Source organism: Pseudomonas sp. IT-196MI5 (genome assembly GCF_949767415.1).
GTDB lineage: Bacteria > Pseudomonadota > Gammaproteobacteria > Pseudomonadales > Pseudomonadaceae > Aquipseudomonas.
The window spans coordinates 67,448-83,464 of the sequence record NZ_CATKPZ010000016.1; the positions used below are offsets into that span (position 1 = coordinate 67,448).

At 59.4% G+C, this 16,017-nt stretch carries 17 protein-coding genes; 7 read left to right on the forward strand and 10 right to left on the reverse strand.

Annotated features, from left to right (window positions below):
• Positions 1 to 46 precede the first annotated feature (46 nt).
• The 3 genes from ACM6IK_RS13105 (at position 47) to ACM6IK_RS13115 (ending at position 1,544) form a co-directional block, all read left to right on the forward strand.
• Positions 47 to 418, forward strand: coding sequence for a YajD family HNH nuclease (locus tag ACM6IK_RS13105; RefSeq protein WP_007898702.1), 372 nt, complete (start codon positions 47 to 49; stop codon positions 416 to 418).
• Positions 419 to 615: 197 nt separating this feature from the next.
• Positions 616 to 1,086, forward strand: coding sequence for an RNA methyltransferase (locus ACM6IK_RS13110; protein WP_007993783.1), 471 nt, complete (start codon positions 616 to 618; stop codon positions 1,084 to 1,086).
• 80 nt (positions 1,087 to 1,166) lie between these two features.
• The gene (locus ACM6IK_RS13115) at positions 1,167 to 1,544 is read left to right on the forward strand and encodes a DUF2892 domain-containing protein (protein ID WP_414874675.1); all 378 of its coding nucleotides are present in this window, start codon (positions 1,167 to 1,169) and stop codon (positions 1,542 to 1,544) included.
• Between the two features lie 112 nt (positions 1,545 to 1,656).
• Here the strand turns inward: ACM6IK_RS13115 and ACM6IK_RS13120 are convergent, their stop codons facing one another.
• The gene (locus ACM6IK_RS13120; protein WP_414874676.1) at positions 1,657 to 2,886 is read right to left on the reverse strand and encodes a hypothetical protein; all 1,230 of its coding nucleotides are present in this window, start codon (positions 2,884 to 2,886) and stop codon (positions 1,657 to 1,659) included.
• Positions 2,887 to 2,921: 35 nt separating this feature from the next.
• Positions 2,922 to 3,371, reverse strand: coding sequence for a YcgN family cysteine cluster protein (locus ACM6IK_RS13125; protein ID WP_008015986.1), 450 nt, complete (start codon positions 3,369 to 3,371; stop codon positions 2,922 to 2,924).
• Between the two features lie 164 nt (positions 3,372 to 3,535).
• Between ACM6IK_RS13125 and ACM6IK_RS13130 the strand changes: the two genes are divergently transcribed.
• Positions 3,536 to 4,129 carry a nitroreductase family protein gene (locus ACM6IK_RS13130; protein ID WP_007984791.1) on the forward strand — a complete coding sequence of 198 codons (594 nt, stop codon included), beginning with the start codon at positions 3,536 to 3,538 and terminating at the stop codon, positions 4,127 to 4,129.
• Between the two features lie 123 nt (positions 4,130 to 4,252).
• Here ACM6IK_RS13130 and ACM6IK_RS13135 read toward each other — a convergent pair whose 3' ends face one another.
• The 6 genes from ACM6IK_RS13135 to ACM6IK_RS13160 all read right to left on the reverse strand — a co-directional run bounded on the left by ACM6IK_RS13135 (position 4,253) and on the right by ACM6IK_RS13160 (position 10,798).
• Positions 4,253 to 5,185, reverse strand: coding sequence for a D-2-hydroxyacid dehydrogenase (locus tag ACM6IK_RS13135; protein ID WP_414874677.1), 933 nt, complete (start codon positions 5,183 to 5,185; stop codon positions 4,253 to 4,255).
• A 119-nt stretch (positions 5,186 to 5,304) separates the two neighbouring features.
• The gene (locus ACM6IK_RS13140; RefSeq protein ID WP_108218515.1) at positions 5,305 to 5,598 is read right to left on the reverse strand and encodes a YcgL domain-containing protein; all 294 of its coding nucleotides are present in this window, start codon (positions 5,596 to 5,598) and stop codon (positions 5,305 to 5,307) included.
• A complete protein-coding gene (rnd, locus tag ACM6IK_RS13145) occupies positions 5,595 to 6,728 on the reverse strand; it encodes a ribonuclease D (protein ID WP_414874678.1) in 1,134 nt (377 codons plus the stop codon). Before rnd ends, ACM6IK_RS13140 begins: the two co-directional genes overlap by 4 nt.
• A gap of 123 nt (positions 6,729 to 6,851) precedes the next feature.
• A complete protein-coding gene (locus ACM6IK_RS13150; protein WP_414874679.1) occupies positions 6,852 to 7,502 on the reverse strand; it encodes a class I SAM-dependent methyltransferase in 651 nt (216 codons plus the stop codon).
• A gap of 73 nt (positions 7,503 to 7,575) precedes the next feature.
• Positions 7,576 to 9,225: a phosphoethanolamine transferase gene (locus tag ACM6IK_RS13155; protein WP_414874680.1), complete on the reverse strand. Its 1,650-nt coding sequence runs from the start codon at positions 9,223 to 9,225 to the stop codon at positions 7,576 to 7,578.
• A gap of 190 nt (positions 9,226 to 9,415) precedes the next feature.
• The gene (locus ACM6IK_RS13160; protein ID WP_414874681.1) at positions 9,416 to 10,798 is read right to left on the reverse strand and encodes a glutamine synthetase family protein; all 1,383 of its coding nucleotides are present in this window, start codon (positions 10,796 to 10,798) and stop codon (positions 9,416 to 9,418) included.
• Between the two features lie 497 nt (positions 10,799 to 11,295).
• Between ACM6IK_RS13160 and ACM6IK_RS13165 the strand changes: the two genes are divergently transcribed.
• The 3 genes from ACM6IK_RS13165 to ACM6IK_RS13175 all read left to right on the forward strand — a co-directional run bounded on the left by ACM6IK_RS13165 (position 11,296) and on the right by ACM6IK_RS13175 (position 14,464).
• On the forward strand, positions 11,296 to 12,480 hold the full coding sequence (locus ACM6IK_RS13165) for a cyanate transporter (RefSeq protein ID WP_414874682.1): 1,185 nt from the start codon (positions 11,296 to 11,298) through the stop codon (positions 12,478 to 12,480).
• 13 nt (positions 12,481 to 12,493) lie between these two features.
• Positions 12,494 to 13,411 (forward strand): DMT family transporter, encoded by a 918-nt coding sequence (locus ACM6IK_RS13170; protein ID WP_414874683.1) that lies wholly within the window; start codon positions 12,494 to 12,496, stop codon positions 13,409 to 13,411.
• A gap of 114 nt (positions 13,412 to 13,525) precedes the next feature.
• Complete coding sequence (locus ACM6IK_RS13175; RefSeq protein ID WP_414874684.1) at positions 13,526 to 14,464, forward strand: LysR substrate-binding domain-containing protein; 939 nt, start codon at positions 13,526 to 13,528, stop codon at positions 14,462 to 14,464.
• A gap of 3 nt (positions 14,465 to 14,467) precedes the next feature.
• Here ACM6IK_RS13175 and ACM6IK_RS13180 read toward each other — a convergent pair whose 3' ends face one another.
• Positions 14,468 to 14,833: a 5-carboxymethyl-2-hydroxymuconate Delta-isomerase gene (locus tag ACM6IK_RS13180; RefSeq protein WP_414874685.1), complete on the reverse strand. Its 366-nt coding sequence runs from the start codon at positions 14,831 to 14,833 to the stop codon at positions 14,468 to 14,470.
• 57 nt (positions 14,834 to 14,890) lie between these two features.
• The gene (locus ACM6IK_RS13185) at positions 14,891 to 15,817 is read right to left on the reverse strand and encodes a LysR substrate-binding domain-containing protein (protein ID WP_218432135.1); all 927 of its coding nucleotides are present in this window, start codon (positions 15,815 to 15,817) and stop codon (positions 14,891 to 14,893) included.
• Positions 15,818 to 16,017: the final 200 nt, after the last annotated feature.

Sequence of the window (16,017 nt, forward strand, 5' to 3'; positions counted from 1 at the left end):
AAACTTCGCTTAATACCGTCATTAGTCATTTTACAAAGGTGAACCCATGAGTTCGTCCACCCCAACCAACACTTCGAAGCTGGATCGCATCCTCGCCGACAACCAGCGCGACAAGGAAATGGGCTACCGCGACAAGGCCCTGAAGATGTATCCACACGTCTGCGGCCGCTGCGCCCGTGAGTTCTCCGGCAAGCGCCTGAGCGAACTGACCGTGCACCACCGCGACCACAACCACGACAACAACCCGCAGGACGGCTCGAACTGGGAGTTGTTGTGCCTGTACTGCCACGATAACGAACACTCGCGTTATACCGACCAGCAGTATTTCGACGAAGGCTCGCTGAGCACGCCAAAAATCGCCAAGGCCACGCATAATCCATTTGCGGCGTTGGCGGGGTTGATGAAGAAAGAAGACTGAAGATTTTCAGCGCCTGATCTGGCCTCATCGCGAGCAAGCTCGCTCCCACATTGTTCTGCGTCCGTCAGGACACCTCAGTCAACTGTGGGAGCGAGCTTGCTCGCGATAGCAATAGCCCTGCCACCGCCAATCTCCAAACTGCCCGCTGCCGCCCAATCCCCGTATAATCGTGCTTTTTTCCGAAAGGCACCCCGCTCGTGGCAGACAAACGGTACAGCTGCATTGGTTTGTATAACCCCAAATCACCGGAGAACGTCGGTTCGGTGATGCGCGCCGCTGGCTGTTATGGCGTGGCGTCGGTGTTCTACACCGGCAAGCGCTATGAGCGCGCCGCCGACTTCGTCACCGATACCAAGCGCGTGCACTACGACATCCCGCTGATCGGCATCGACGACCTGAAGAAGATCCTGCCGCTCAACTGTGTGCCCGTCGCCGTGGAACTGGTCGAGGGCGCCCGTCCGCTGCCGGAATACACCCACCCGGATCGCGCGCTCTATATCTTTGGCCCAGAAGACGGATCGCTGGATAAAGAGATTCGCGACTGGTGCGAAGACGTGGTCTATATTCCGACCACCGGTTGCATGAACCTGGCCGCCACGGTCAACGTCGTGCTCTACGACCGCATGTCCAAGGGGCTCAATACCCGCTCCGGGCCAAAATTCCGCTGAATCGCCGCACATCCGATTGAACGAGCTGCCTGCCCTGGCGGTCAGCTTGACTATCGATCACCCAAGCCTGGAGACAGACCATGAGCGAACCCAAACGCGTCGAGCGTATCGAATCCACCCCGTTCCAGAGCCCCTCCGAGCACAACGTGCAGGGCTGGGAACGCATCGGCTCCCTGGCCGGCGGCGTGGTGATGGTGGGCAAGGGCCTGCGTCGTGGCGGGATCTTTGGCCTGATCCAGGTGGCCATCGGCGGCGTGGCCCTGGCGCGCGGTATCACCGGCCACAGCTCGGCGAAAAGCCTGCTGGAGAAAGGCCGTCAGGACATGAACAACGTGCGGGCGAAAATCCAGCGCGCGGGTGAAGAGTTGAAGACGCTGAAGGCCAATGCCGAAGCGGCGACCAAAACTGCGACCGTTACCGGCAATGATTCGTTGAAGTCGCCGAAAGCCGGGGGTTGATCAGGATCATCCGGCGTGGCTGATGGCCCTATCGCGAGCAAGCTCGCTCCCACATTTGATCTGTGTCGTACACAAATCCCCTGTGGGAGCGAGCTTGCTCGCGATGACGGACTCACTGAATCAACTCGGTACTCAGTACCTTTGAAGAACCACCGATCACGCTCTCACTGAGCTGAACAAACGCCTGGGTATCGATATCCCCCAGCCGCATCGCCCCGCGCAACACGTCGTCCAGCGAACGCTTGTTGTGGGTTTTCAGGCGAATCTCGCGATCCAGTTCCTGCAGCAACACCACCGCCCTGGCCACCTGAACCGCTGTGATCTTTTCACCGCGCAGCGTGGTGACTTTCTGGCTGCTCTTGACCAGCCTGCCGTGCAGGCTCTCGTAGCGTTCATCGCTCATGCCGCCGGCCCGGCGCACCAGTTCGATGGCGTAATACTCGGCAAAACCTTCGCGAATCCAGTCACTGCGCTGGGTACCGTTGATCCGCCCGAACACCTGGGCCAACTCACGAACCAGGGCACTGGTGCCGCTTTCGCTGACCAACGGCAGGTGACTGTTGAGATAGATCGACTCGTGCGCCGACCGGCTGCCGCGCCACATGGGATCATTGGCCCCGACGATCAGCAGTTTGCCAGGGTGTCGCGGATACAGCGCCTGCACTTGTGGCCAGACGAAGGTCAGCAGGGTCAGCACATCCATGCGGTGCATACCCTGCCCCAGCGGCGAGGCGACGGTCACTTCAGTCTCGCCCAGACGAGTACGGCGGCTACCGAGCTGGCCGGCGAGCATCCAGCCCGTGGGTCGGTCGAACAATCGGGAAGGGTTGTCGATACGGAATTTATTCGGGCCGATTCGTGGCCAAGCGGTTTCAACGCTTTTCCAGCCACCGGGCAGCTCGAATTCAAGGCGCGAAACCAGTTCGATGCCGTCCTGTTGATCGAGTCTGGCAGCCGGCACCAGATCGTCGCCGCGCATCAACGCCCATTCTGGTGTCATGCGTGTGTCGAAGCTGCCGCTCTTGCGCCCGTGGTTGATATTCACACGGTAAGTCAGGCTGGCCTTGTCGGCAGTCGGACGCCAGATGCCGCGCGCCGCTTTGCCAGGGGTCAGTTGCCATTGGCCGTCGGCCTTGAAATCGCTGTAGTGGCTGCCGTCGCCGAGGTCGAAATCCAGGCTGCGTACCGCCGAACCCTGGGCGAGCGTCAAGCGTACTTCGGCCTGATCGCTCTGGGGTAACAGGCGCACGTGATAATCCAGATTGACCTTGTTCGCTGCCCATGCGGGCGAATTCACGACCAGTAGCCCAACGACCCACGCCTGCCGCCATCCCACAGCCATACACACTCCTTCGTGAAACGTTGAACCTTGGGCAATCAGCCTGCGCGGAAAATCAGGTGATCTTCCCAATCATCTTCCGGCACGCTGCCTTCGGCGAGCATGCGCCCGGACTGGGAAATCCGCTCGTGATGCACAGCATCGCGATCACCGCACACCAGGTGATGCCACAACGGCAGGTCCTTGCCTTCGCTGACCAGGCGATAGCCGCAGGTCGGCGGCAGCCATTTGAATTCGTCGGCCTTGCCCGGCGTGAGCTGGATACAGTCCGGCACGGAGTCACGACGGTTGGGATAGTCCGTGCACTGGCAGGTTTTCAGGTCCAGCAATTTGCAGGCGATGCGCGTGTAATAGACGCTGTTGTCGTCTTCATCTTCAAGCTTTTGCAGGCAGCACAATCCACAGCCGTCGCACAGCGACTCCCATTCCTCCTGATCGAGTTGATCGAGAGTTTTGCGTATCCAGAACGGTTCTACTTTGGCGGCCATGGTTCGAGCATCGACATCAGGTGATGAAAAGGCCGCCAGTCTAGTGCCCGAAAGCCCGCGGGCCAAGCATTGGCGACTGTCGGTAGATCGGGCTTGTCAGTTTTTGCGCTGCCAAGTAGGGTTTTGCGTCGCTCCCACTTTCAAACGTAGCAAGGAATCTCTCGATGAGTGCCAACCCACGCGTTGCCGATTACGCCATTCACCCTCAGTTCACCGATCGCTGGTCGCCCCGCGCGTTCACTGGCGAAACGATTCCAGAGGAAACCCTGCTGAGCTTCTTCGAAGCCGCCCGCTGGGCACCTTCGGCCTACAACTCGCAACCCTGGCGCTTTCTATACGCACGTCGCGACACGCCGAACTGGGAGCGCTACCTGGGCCTGCTGAACGAATTCAACCGCAGCTGGGCTCAACATGCTTCGGCCCTGGTGATCGTGATCTCGAAAACCACCTTCGCCGTGCCTGGCGCCACCGAAGAAACCCCGGCCCTGTGGCACACCTTCGACACCGGTTCCGCCTGGGGTCACCTGGCCTTGCAAGCGAGCCTGAGCGGCTGGCACACCCATGGCATGGCCGGTTTCGACCAGGAACTGACCCGCAAGGAACTGAACATTCCTGAAGGCTACGCCCTGCACGCCGCCGTCGCGGTGGGCAAGCTGGGGGACAAGGCAAGCCTGGCGGACTACCTGCAAGCCCGTGAAGAGCCCAGCCCGCGTCGCCCATTGAGCGAGTTGGCGGCTGAAGGTGACTTCACCCTCTAATCCATACTGAAAATCCCTGTGGGAGCGAGCTTGCTCGCGATAGCGGTAGGACAGTCAACATTGATGTTGAATATGCCGGCCTCATCGCGAGCAAGCTCGCTCCCACAGTTTTTGAGGGTGTTTTCAATACCCGCGATTGAAATCCACTTCCCCGCGCAACGCCTCTCCCGCCTGATACGCCCGCAGGTTTTCGACAAACAGCTTCACCATCATCGACGGCGAAGTCGGTGCCGAGCTGTGGCCGGTCAGCAGCAGGCCCCAGGCTGTCCAGAATGGATGACGCTGGGGTAACGGCTCCTGACGGCACACGTCGATCACCGCACCCGCCAGATGCCCTTCCTTCAAGGCAGCCACCAGATCCGCATCGACCACTGCCACACCGCGCCCGGCGTTGATGAACAACCCGGTCGGCTTGAACTGCTTGAACAGCACCGCGTCGTAGATATCGTGGGTGTCCGGCGTGTTCGGCAGCAGATTGACCACGTAATCGACTTCACCGACCAGCCGCGGCAAATCCGCCAGTGAACCGACTTCGATAAACGGGGCCTGTTCCCGTGCGCTGCTGGCAACGCCATACAACTCGACGCCGAACGGCACGAGGAACTGCGCGACACTTTGACCGATATCGCCCGTGCCGACGATCAGCACCTTACGCCCCGCCAGGCTCTGGCCATGGCGACTGTCCCATTTGCGCTCGACCTGGCTGACCAGTCGCGCCAGCACTTCACGTTCGTGACCGAGCATATACGTGAGCACGTACTCGGCCATGACCTGGCCGAAAATGCCGACGGCACGCGTCAGCCGATAGTGACGCGGCAAGCCATCGGCCAGCAGCGGCGTGATGCCGGCCCAGGTCGATTGCAGCCATTGCGGCTGATGACCCTGGCGTAACAGGGTCGCCAGCAAATCTGGCTGGCCGAGCCACACCGGGCAATCGGCGGCCTGGCTGGCCAGTTCGGCGGAATCGCCGCTGGTCAGCACCTCCAGGTCCGGTGCCGCCTCGCGCAACAGTTGGGCGTACACGGGGTGGTCGTGTTCAGCAATCAGGACGCGCATGCTTCAAACCTTTCAAAAACGGTGCAGACGGCCGCCGACAGAGCCGTGCTCCGTCGATGCTGCCATCGCAAAAATCAATCAGTGTTTCATAACCACTCTGAACAGAGCCTGTCTGCCGTTCACATCGGATCGTTGCGACGCAACAATTCTTCCGGCAGGTGCTCGATGTACTCGTCTTCGGCTGGCGGCATTTGCAGGTGATAACCCTGTTTATCGAGGTTTTCCAGCACGACCGTGATGTCCTCGCGCGACAGCTTGCGTTCGGGACTCAGCACCAGGTCGAACGCGTGGATGGCCTTGCCGAAAGCGGCCATCAGGGGATCCGGCACGCGCTCCAGAGCATCGCTCTTGAGCACATACAGGTACATTTCGTTTCTCTTCGAGCTGCGGTAGATGGAGCAAATACGTTTCAAGGCTGTTCTCCGGCGGTGGCCAGGCTGTCGAGCAGTGCCTGGCCCATCAACTCGCGGCGCCAGCCACGCAGCGAATCAGGCAATTGGTAGGGACCATTGGGAAAGCCGCTCTTGAGCAGCGCTTCCAGGGTTTTCTTGCGCAGCATCAGTTCCGGCGCAATGTTCAGGCGCTCGGCTTCGGCCTGGCCGATGGCTTTCATCTGTTTGAGTAGCACGGCAGCGTCCACCGGCAATGGCTCCGGCACGGCTGGCGGCCATTGATCAGGCGACACACTGCCAGAGCGCTTGATCAGATCAAGCAGAAACTCACCGTCCTGACGCACGGTACGCGGGTGCATGTCTTCGATTTTCGCCAGGGCACCGAGGTTGTCCGGTTGCGTGCGCGCCAGCGGCCACAACGAATGCTCGCGGATAATCCGGTTGCGCGGCAGGTCACGGGCACGGGCTTCCTTTTCGCGCCAGGCGCAGAGCTCACGCAAAACAGCGAGTTGGGCGCGAGACAGCTTCCAGGCCAGCTTGGCATCGCGATAGACCTCGTACGGATCGATCTCGCGGCGCAGGTTGGCCACCAGTTCGGCGCCGTCTTCCAGGACCCAGGCGTATTTGTCGTCTGACAGCTTTGGACGCAGCTTTACGAAGACTTCAGCCAAATGCACGGCATCTTCGGCGGCATAGCTGATCTGGGTTTCGGAAAGCGGACGTTGCAGCCAGTCGGAACGGGTTTCACCCTTGGGCAGGTCAATGCCGAGCACTTCCTGCACCAGCCGCGAATAGCCCATGGAAAAACCGAGGTTCAGGTAAGCGGCAGCCAGTTGGGTATCGAACAGTGGAGTCGGCAGGCTGCCGGTCAGGCGCAGCAGGACTTCGAGGTCTTCGCTGCACGCGTGGACAACTTTGACCACCGCCGGGTTTTCCAGCAACGCGGCCAATGGTTGCCAGTTGTCGATGGTCAGCGGGTCGATCAGATAGGCGCGAACGCCATCACCGATCTGCAGCAGGCCGGCGATTGGGTAGAAGGTATCGACCCGCATGAATTCGGTGTCGAGGGCAACGAAGGGCAACTGCTGCCACTCGGCACACAATCGTGCGAGGCTATCGTTGTCGCGAATCCAGTGAATATCGATGGCCACACGGCTCTCCCTTGAAGAATGGCGCGCAGTATATATCGCCCCCGGCGATTTCCGCGCATCCACTGAACAAGAGCGTTAGCGAAAATTACTGCGTGACATACAGAATAGTCCTACAACATCGGGCTAGCTGGTCTTACCCAGCACGTAGATCCGCATCCGCGCGCAACCCGGCAAGAAGTCCTGATGGCTGAGCAAGCGGAATCCCGCCTGCCTGAACTCGCTTTCCACCTCGGTTTTGCTCGGCAACAACCCTTCCACGCCTGAACGCGCGCCCCTGAAACGACCGTCGAGGCGCACCGCGACAATCACCGTATCGCGACTGACCCGGTAAAACTCGCCGAGCATCGCCAAGCGATGTTCCGGGTTAGTAAGGTACTGAAACAGTTGCATGCAAAAAATGCAGTCAACCGCGTTCTCGGACAAGCCAATCGAGAACGCGGAACTTTGAAAGGTCTTGACCCGCTTCAATAGACTCTGAGGGTGATGGGTGCGGGCGTGATCAAGGATGTCTTGAGACGGATCCGTCGCGAGAATCACCCGATTCGCATGCTCGGCCAGCACCGACCAAAAACGCCCCACACCGCAGGCCACATCAAGGATCAGGCCCGGCTCGCCGGCGACCTTGAGCGCATTGCGCACCAGTCGCTCCTCACGCCAGAGCGCCAGACGCCCTGCCAGGCCCGACGCTTGCGGCTGAAGGCAGACGCGCGCGTGCTCCTGGTTATAGCGCCGGGCAATCTCAAGCTCGATGGCGGATGGAGGCTGAGCGGACATGTGCAATGGCTCTTGATGAAAGTTCTACAGGCCGCAAGTCGGCGGCCGCCGCGTGAAACAAAAACCGGAGCACTCAATCTTTGGCCAACACACCGTCGACCACTGGACCACGACATCCGGCAAACATGTCCAGATCCTGGTTGTAGACCTTGCTGTTGACTTCCAGCAGGCCAAGCATCGAATGGAACAGGTTGTCCTGGCTCAGGGGCTTTTCACGACTCTGTTGCAGGCAACGGGTATCTAGCGCAAACGACTTTTCATAGCTGTCGGAGAACCACGCAAACATGGCTACATGCTTTTGCTCCTCCGGTGCCAGCATGTAAGGCGTGCCGTGGAGGAACAAGTTGTATTCACCCAGGGACTCGCCGTGGTCCGACAGATACAGCATTGCGGTATCCACTTTGTCCTGGTTACTGCGCAAAAGATCGATCAAGGTCGACAGTACATGGTCGGTATATACCAAGGTGTTGTCGTAGCCGTTGACGATACTTTCGCGACTGCAATTGTTCAGGGCATTACTCTCGCAAACCGGGGTGAAGCGCTCGAACTCTTTCGGATAACGCTTGAAGTACTCCGGACCGTGGCTGCCCATCTGGTGCAATACCAATACCGTGTCCTTGTCCAGGGTATCGATGAAATGTTGCAGTCCCCGCAGCAGGATTTCGTCACGGCATTCACTGTTGGCGCACAGCGCCGGATCTTTCAGATTGCTGACGTCTTCAACAGTGACGCGATCGCACGTACCTTTGCAGCCTGACTGGTTGTCACGCCAGATCACGTCGATACCCGCATGCTTGAGCACATCCAGCAGGCCTTCTTCGTTCTTTGCCTTGCTGGCGTTGTAGTCCTTGCGCCCCATATTGGAAAACATGCAAGGCACCGATACGGCGGTTTCAGTCCCGCAGGAATGCACATCGGTGAAGGCGATCAGGCCATCTTCCTTACTCAGTTTCGGCGTGGTGTCGCGGCTGTAGCCAAGGATGCCGAAGTTCTCTGCCCGGGCACTTTCACCCACGACAAGAACCGTCAGGGATTTGCGTCCGTGAGTTTGCCAGGCCGGATTGCGCTGGGCATCTTCACCGATTTTGACAAAGGGTTGCCGTGCGGTCGCTACTTTCTCGCGCAAGAAACCAGCCGAGGCACCAATGTAGTTGCTTGGCACCACCATCAGGCGCAACTCGTGGTGATTGCGAAACAGCGAGGACAGGCCTTGATAGTTAACCAGTGCAACACCACCAATGACCGCTGCCGAGGAAAAAACCACCAGGACTTTACTCAGTAGCTCACGGTGCCAACGACGATAATCAATCGGCGTTTTCCACAACAGCCAAGTCGGTAAAACGCCGAGCAGCACAATATAAACAAACAACTTGAGCGACAGTAAATCGCGCACTTCCGTGGCATTGGTTTCAGCGAAGTTACGCAACATGCCGGTGTCGATCAGAACGCCATACTGGCTCATGAAATACGCCACGCCTGCGCTGATCATGAACAGCAGGGTCAGGACCGGCTTGAGCACCGGCCGGAACGCCAGCAGGGTCAGCACAATGTTGAAGGCCGCGAAGATCATCATCCCAAAGGCCACACGCATGACGATGCCTTTGCCATCGGATGCGGTGATTTCGAACAGGTGTTGCCAGAGTACAAAATTGAAGCCAACTAACAAAAATGCACTGGCAATCAGTGTCACCCATTCGGGGCGCACGGCTTTAATCTTCAGCATGAGGTTCGGCGGGTCCTGTAAATAAGTGCCTTCGGTAAATGTGAAAATTTCATTGACCGAGACAGCTATAATTTTAGGTAGCGAACCATCAATTTTTTGTGAAAAAGAAGCCAACAATTAGTTGGCTTATAAAACCAGCCTGAGACTTTCAGACTATTTGAGAAGGATTCAGCTCCAGTTCAGCATCGACTCAAGCCTGATGCAAATACCAGCGCCAGTCCTGCTCACCGACCTCCCCCATGAATTGGCGATATTCGGCGCGTTTCACCGCCAGGTAGACACCGAGGAATTCCTCGCCGAACGCTTCCCTGGCCCAGTTCGAACCTTCCAGCGATCGCAAGGTGGTCAGCCAGTCTGTCGGCAACAGCTTCGCAGCCTGGGCGTAGCCATTGCCCTCCACCGGCGCACCAGGGTCGAGTCGTTCGCGGATACCGCGATGAATACCGGCCAGGATCGCCGCAGCCGCCAGATAGGGGTTGGCGTCGGCGCCACAAATTCGATGCTCGATGTGCCGGGAATACGCCGGCCCGCCCGGTACGCGCAAACTCACGGTGCGATTGTCCACACCCCAGGTGGCCGCCAGAGGCGCATAGCTGTTGGCCTGGAATCGACGGTAGGAGTTGGCGTTGGGGCAGAACAGCAACAGTGAATCGAGCAAGGTATCGAGCATACCTGCGACAGCCTGCTTGAGCAGTGGCGTTCCATCCGGGGCTTGGCTGGCGAAAAGATTGTTGCCGTCCTTGTCGGCCAGGCTCACGTGCATGTGCATCCCGGTGCCGGCCAGGTCATCGAAAGGCTTGGCCATGAAGCAGGCGGTCATGCCGTGCTTGTGCGCCACCCCCTTGACCAGACGCTTGTAACGCACCGCTTCGTCCATTGCCTGTAATGCGTCGGTGCGGTGTTCGAGGGTGATTTCCACTTGCCCCGGCGCATATTCGGAAATGGCCGTGCGCGCCGGAATACCCTGGAGCTTGCAGGCGTTATAGAGATCGGCCAGGAACGGTTCGATCTGCTCAAGCTCGCGCAAACCATAGACCTGAGTGCCGCGCGGACGCCCGCCATCGACATCCCGTGCCGGTTGCGGCCGGCCATTGCTGTCGCGTTGCTGATCCAGCAGGTAGAACTCCAGTTCCGCCGCCATGACCGGGTAATAACCGTCAGCCTGCAAACCTTCGATGACTTTCGCCAGCAAATGACGGGGATCGGCAGTGGTGGCGGGCGCGCCTTGCGTCGGGTGCATGCTGACCTGCACGGCCGCGGTCGGTATCAGACGCCACGGCATACGCGTGAGGCTGCCGCTGATCGGGTAGGCCCGGCAGTCGATATCCCCGACATCCCAGACCAGCCCGGAGTTCTCCACGTCATCGCCATTGATGGTCAGGCCGAGGATGGTGCTCGGCAATGGCCGCCCGCTTTCATACACCGCCAGCAACTCGTCACGATGCAGCAGTTTGCCGCGCGGCACACCGTTATTGTCGAGGATGAACAGCTCGAACATATCAATGTCCGGGTTCTGCTCCAGAAAGGTCAGGGCTTCAAGCCGGGTGGCAAACGAGGTCGTAGCACAACTCATGGGAATTCTCTTTTTCCGTGTGAGACGGGTACGCAAAAGCACCCGAACTTCAATCCCGGTATCAACCGGAACAGGCAGGAACAATCAGCGGAAAAAGCAGGAGTCTGGCGGGCGCGCATGGCGGCAATGCCATAGCGCCCAGAAGGCCAGTTCAGATGGAAGTGCAGAGAGGTTTGGCGCGGCGGCGGGCGAGAATCGACGACCAAGGCTCGACGCTCGCGCGTCGATGGATGCCTTGAAGTGGATTGCGACTGGCCAACCGTCCATAGAGAGAACCGCAGAAAACAGGTGACCCGCAGCGTCACACGATGGGTTGAGTCGTTAAATCGGGATTTGAAGAACCTTGGATAAGGCCTGACTAAACATTTGACTGTTCAGGGGTGTCCTCCTGTGGGAGCGACTTGTATTTGATTTCTAAATACCACCCCGGACTTTCTGATTTGCGCCCTTCGGGTCGAGCGCGCGTTAATCGCCTGCATATTCTTCAAGGTCCGCTCATGGAAAACACCCGAGTCACTTCCCGCCCTGCCGTCTGGCTGATGTTCAGTATTATCCTGATTGCCGCGAACCTGCGCCCTTCAATGGCCGCTGTCGGGCCCCTGCTCTCGGCGATTCGCGACGACATCCCATTGAGCTTCACCCTGGCTTCACTGCTGACCATGTTGCCGGTGATGGCCATGGGGCTGGCGATGTTTGTCGGCCTGCGCGTCAGTCAGCGACTCGGCGACCAGCGCACGGTGGTGTTCTCGTTGCTGATCATCGGTGCGGCCACGCTTTCGCGGTTGTTCCTTGATTCGGCCGCGGAGCTGCTTCTCAGCGCGGTACTGGCAGGTATCGGGATCGCCCTGATCCAGGCCCTGATGCCAGCGCTGATCAAATCCCGCTTCAGCGACCATGTCGCCCTGTGCATGGGCCTCTACGTCACGTCGATCATGGGCGGTGCCGCCATGGGTGCTTCCTTTGCGCCACTGGTGATGGAACGTACCGGCAGCTGGCGTATGGGCCTGGCGATCTGGGCGGTTCTCGCCGTGCTGGCATTGCTGCTCTGGGGAACCCAACGGGCGGAGATGCCGACACGGGATTCAAAGGCCTCCAGTAATGGTTCGTTCTTCGCCAATTCCCGCGCGTGGTTACTCGCGATTTTCTTTGGCCTGGGCACTGCGTCCTACACCTGTGTCCTGGCCTGGCTGGCGCCGTACTACGTGGAAAAGGGCTGGAGCGAGCAGCACGCCGGATTGCTGCTCGGATTTCTGACCGCCATGGAAGTGCTGTCGGGCCTGCTGACGCCCGTCATCGCCAATCGCAGCCGCGACCGCCGTGTCGTGCTGATGGTATTGCTTGCACTGATCATCGCCGGTTTCTGCGGATTGATTCTGAGCCCACAACATTTGAGCCTGATGTGGCCATGCCTGCTGGGGCTGGGCATTGGCGGCCTGTTCCCGATGAGCCTGATCGTATCGCTGGATCACCTGGACAGCCCCTTGCGCGCTGGTGGCCTGACCGCCTTTGTTCAAGGCATTGGCTACTTGATCGCCGGCCTGTCGCCGCTGCTGGCGGGGATAATCCGCGACCGGCTCGGCAGCTTTGAATGGGCCTGGTGGTCGCTGACAGTGGTCATGGCACTGATGATGTTGATGGTTTTGCGCTTCAACCCAAGGCACTACACCCGCCACATCCATTGATCCGGAGCCTGCCATGAAAACCATCGGTTTCGCCGCTGCTCACGCCAGCATGCTGCTTTGGGCCTTGTTGATCGCCGCGTCGTTTTCCGCGGCGGCGCAAGTCAGCCAGGCCATCGACCCGATCCTGCTGACCGGACTGCGCCTGCTGTTTTGCGCCCTGGTGTTTCTGCCGCTGTTGCTGTTTAAAGGCGATGCTGCCATGACCGCTCGCGGGCTGCTCGCTCACGCGGTGCTCGGCCTTCTGCTGGCGCTGTACTTCGGTTCGCTGTTCGAAGCATTGCGCTACACCTCGGCCGTCAACACCGGGACGATGTTCACGCTGGTGCCGCTGATGACCCTGGTTTTCGAGGCCGTGCTGACACCTGACGGCAGCCTGAAACAACGGATTGTGCCGATGCTGCTCGCCGCCGCCGGGGCAGTGTTGCTGATCATGAAAGGCACCGGCCCCGGCGAGTTGCCATCGCCGTATGCGTTGACCGTGTACGGCGTCGGTTGCCTGGCGATGGCGCTCTACGCGCCCCTCAGCCAGCGCCTGAAAGCCAACAGCCTCAAAGGGCGCGGGCCGGTGCCCATGACGTTCTGGAACATGCTGTTCGGGGCGCTGTTTCTGCTGGTGTTCTGTGGATTCAGTGGCGGTTGGCGCTCGGCATCATTGCTGACGCTCAACGATTTCTATTGGCTGATGTACCTGGCGGTATTCGCCACCCTGGCGACGTTTTGGCTGCTGCATCGGGCCATCGGCGTGATCGCGCCGTCCTCGGTGATTTCCTACATCTACCTGAGTACGCTGTTCATCACCCTGTATCACTGGCTATGGGGGCGCCGGATGCCTCTGCCGCTGGAATTGGCCGGCGCGGTGCTGGTGGGCATCGGCATGTTCGCGCTGTTGATGTCCAGCCGCCGCGCCGTGTCGGCGATGGCCCAGGGCTGACACGGGCTTGGGCGAAACGTCCTGCAAGGCATTCTCCCTGCTCGCTCATTCCGCTAGGATCATTCGCTCACCTTCGCGCACGGTCAGCGCAAGGGACGCAGCGAGACGCAATGGATGCTGAACAGTAATTCGCTCAGAAAACTCGACATGCAGGACCTCATGGTGTTCGTCGCCGTGTATGAGCAAAACAGCGTCACCGGCGTATCCGAGACGCTTTGCATCAGCCAGTCCACGGTGAGTTACTGCCTGAAAAAACTGCGCCGCAGTTTCGAGGACGAGCTATTCATCAATACCCGTACCGGCGGCATGCAGCCCACCTGCAAGGCCGGTGCGATGTACCCTTACGCGCTGAAAATCCTCGAAAGCATCAACCTGTGTCACGCCGGCCCACCCACGTTCGACCCCGGCCTGAAACCCGTGACCTTCAACATCTGCGCACCGGAATATTTCGAACAGTTGATCCTGCCGCGCCTGCTGAAACGCTTCGACCTCGCCGAGCTTCCAGTGATGGTCAATGTGTTCAAACTCGAGGCCGATGTCCCTGCCGAAGCGTTGCGCGACGGCAGCCTCGACCTGGCGGTGTGCTTCGGCCCGCACTTTCATCGCAGTCACATCGACTTCAAATCCCGGACGCTGCTCGAAGACGATCTGGTGTGTGTTTTCGACAAACGCGCCACGCCGGCGGAACCACGCCTGAGTCTGCAAACCTATGTCGAACGTCGACACGTGTTCCCGACACCCTGGACGTCCGCCACCAACATGGTCGACGGCTGGCTTGCGCAGCAGGGGCAACAACGCCAGATCGTCGCACGCGCCAACAGCTACAGTGCAGCGCTGAAGCTGATTACCGGCACCGACTATGCCCTGACCCTGCCCCGGCGCATCCAGCGACTGCTGGCCGGTGCAGACACTTTCAATCACTGTGAAGCGCCCGAAGGCTTGCCGGGTTTCACCCTCGACATGCAGTGGAACCAGGGTGTTGATCAGGACAGCGCCAACACCTGGCTGCGAGAGCAAGTGATCCAGGCCTGCGTCGAGCAGGAAACGGCCTGATACTCAGTTGCTGATGGCGGTCTTGCTGTAGGAATCGCGATCGATGTCGAGAATCTCCACGCACAACTGGACCTCAACGCCACTCGGCCACTCACACAGGCCCTGAACCACCTCCAGCAGGCTTTCGGAGAGCTGTTTCTTGATCTGTGCGGAACGACCACTCAACAGCGCCAGCTTCACATGCACGAATGCCCGCTCAGCCAATGCCGTGCCAACCTTGAATGTCTCGACCATGACCGCGCGGCTCTTGATGTCAAATTCGGCAGAAAATTGACCGGAACCCACCAACGTATTGTTCAACCGCATCAATGCCACATCGGCATTCAAGTCAGTCAGGTTGGCGGTGTATTCCATGTGCAGGTGAGGCATGAGTCAGATCCTGTAGGTAGGGGGGCAGGTCGTACATATAACACAGCGTCGCCCTGTTCATTCGGGCAGCGGCAAAACTGCACGCTCACTCATGAACGCCTCCAGGCGCGAACGTAACCAACGCTCGGCGGGGTCGGTGTCGACATGACTGAGCCAGACCATGGACAGGTCCAGGGTCGGTGTCTTGAACGGAAAGGGTTCCTTGAACAGCATTCCCGATGCAGCCATCGCCTCGGCGGTGTAGTCCGGCAGGCTGGCAATCAGGTCCGTCCCGGCGAGCAAGGCTGGCAACGCACTGTATTGCGGTACCGAGAGCACTACCTGGCGAGTGCGACCGATATCTGCCAGCCACTCGTCGGCATAGCCACTGACGTTGGCGGTATGGGACACCAGCACGTGTGGTCGCGCGCAATATTCATCGAGGGTCAGCGGTGTGTCGGAGGCATCGGCGCGCAATATGCTGGGCTGGATGTGCCGCAGCAACTTGCGCTTGGCATTGGCCGGCAAGCCACGGGTCTGGCTGATACCTACCGTGATATCACCAGACGCCAGCAAGTCGGGGATCCGCCAGTAATCGACATGCTGCACCACAAACACCACGTTGGGCGCTTCCTGGCGCAAGACTCGCAGCAATGGCGGCAACAGACCAAACTCGACATCGTCGGACAGACCGATGCGGAACGTCATCGTACTGCTGGCCGGATCGAAATCATGGGTCAGGCTCAAGGCCACGGACAAGGAGTCCAGCGCCGGCGACAGATGCTTGATGATCTCCTCTGCCCGCGCTGTCGGTTCCATGCGATGGCCGACGCGTATGAACAGCGGATCATTGAACATTGCACGCAAGCGGTTGAGCGCCGAACTGATGGTCGGCTGACCGAGAAACAGCTTCTCCGCCACCCGAGTGACATTGCGCTCGAGCATCAGCGTTTCGAATACCACCATCAGGTTGATATCCGCCTTGCGTAGTTCATTGCGATTCATCCACTACCCCTGATCCCCAAGTCTGCTGACAGTTTAGGTAGCTGGTGCGACTGCCGTCTATCCGACTCAGGTCCAACAGCCTGACGCGGATGGGTTTATCTGTGTGTCGCTGGAGCCGTTGACGCACACGCTGGAGCGGTTGGGGCAGTAGGAGCGAGCTCGCACCCACAGGGAACAGCGTTTGAGGTGTACGGCGGCCA

Bases quoted from the DNA above. Each gene is read 5' to 3' on its own strand.
- ACM6IK_RS13105 (WP_007898702.1), top strand. From the start codon at position 47: ATGAGTTCGTCCACCCCAACCAACACTTCGAAGCTGGATCGCATCCTC.
- ACM6IK_RS13115 (WP_414874675.1), top strand. From the start codon at position 1,167: ATGAGCGAACCCAAACGCGTCGAGCGTATCGAATCCACCCCGTTCCAG.
- ACM6IK_RS13120 (WP_414874676.1), bottom strand. From the start codon at position 2,886: ATGGCTGTGGGATGGCGGCAGGCGTGGGTCGTTGGGCTACTGGTCGTG.
- ACM6IK_RS13125 (WP_008015986.1), bottom strand. From the start codon at position 3,371: ATGGCCGCCAAAGTAGAACCGTTCTGGATACGCAAAACTCTCGATCAA.
- ACM6IK_RS13130 (WP_007984791.1), top strand. From the start codon at position 3,536: ATGAGTGCCAACCCACGCGTTGCCGATTACGCCATTCACCCTCAGTTC.
- ACM6IK_RS13135 (WP_414874677.1), bottom strand. From the start codon at position 5,185: ATGCGCGTCCTGATTGCTGAACACGACCACCCCGTGTACGCCCAACTG.
- ACM6IK_RS13150 (WP_414874679.1), bottom strand. From the start codon at position 7,502: ATGTCCGCTCAGCCTCCATCCGCCATCGAGCTTGAGATTGCCCGGCGC.
- ACM6IK_RS13155 (WP_414874680.1), bottom strand. From the start codon at position 9,225: ATGCTGAAGATTAAAGCCGTGCGCCCCGAATGGGTGACACTGATTGCC.
- ACM6IK_RS13160 (WP_414874681.1), bottom strand. From the start codon at position 10,798: ATGAGTTGTGCTACGACCTCGTTTGCCACCCGGCTTGAAGCCCTGACC.
- ACM6IK_RS13165 (WP_414874682.1), top strand. From the start codon at position 11,296: ATGGAAAACACCCGAGTCACTTCCCGCCCTGCCGTCTGGCTGATGTTC.
- ACM6IK_RS13170 (WP_414874683.1), top strand. From the start codon at position 12,494: ATGAAAACCATCGGTTTCGCCGCTGCTCACGCCAGCATGCTGCTTTGG.
- ACM6IK_RS13175 (WP_414874684.1), top strand. From the start codon at position 13,526: ATGCTGAACAGTAATTCGCTCAGAAAACTCGACATGCAGGACCTCATG.
- ACM6IK_RS13180 (WP_414874685.1), bottom strand. From the start codon at position 14,833: ATGCCTCACCTGCACATGGAATACACCGCCAACCTGACTGACTTGAAT.
- ACM6IK_RS13185 (WP_218432135.1), bottom strand. From the start codon at position 15,817: ATGAATCGCAATGAACTACGCAAGGCGGATATCAACCTGATGGTGGTA.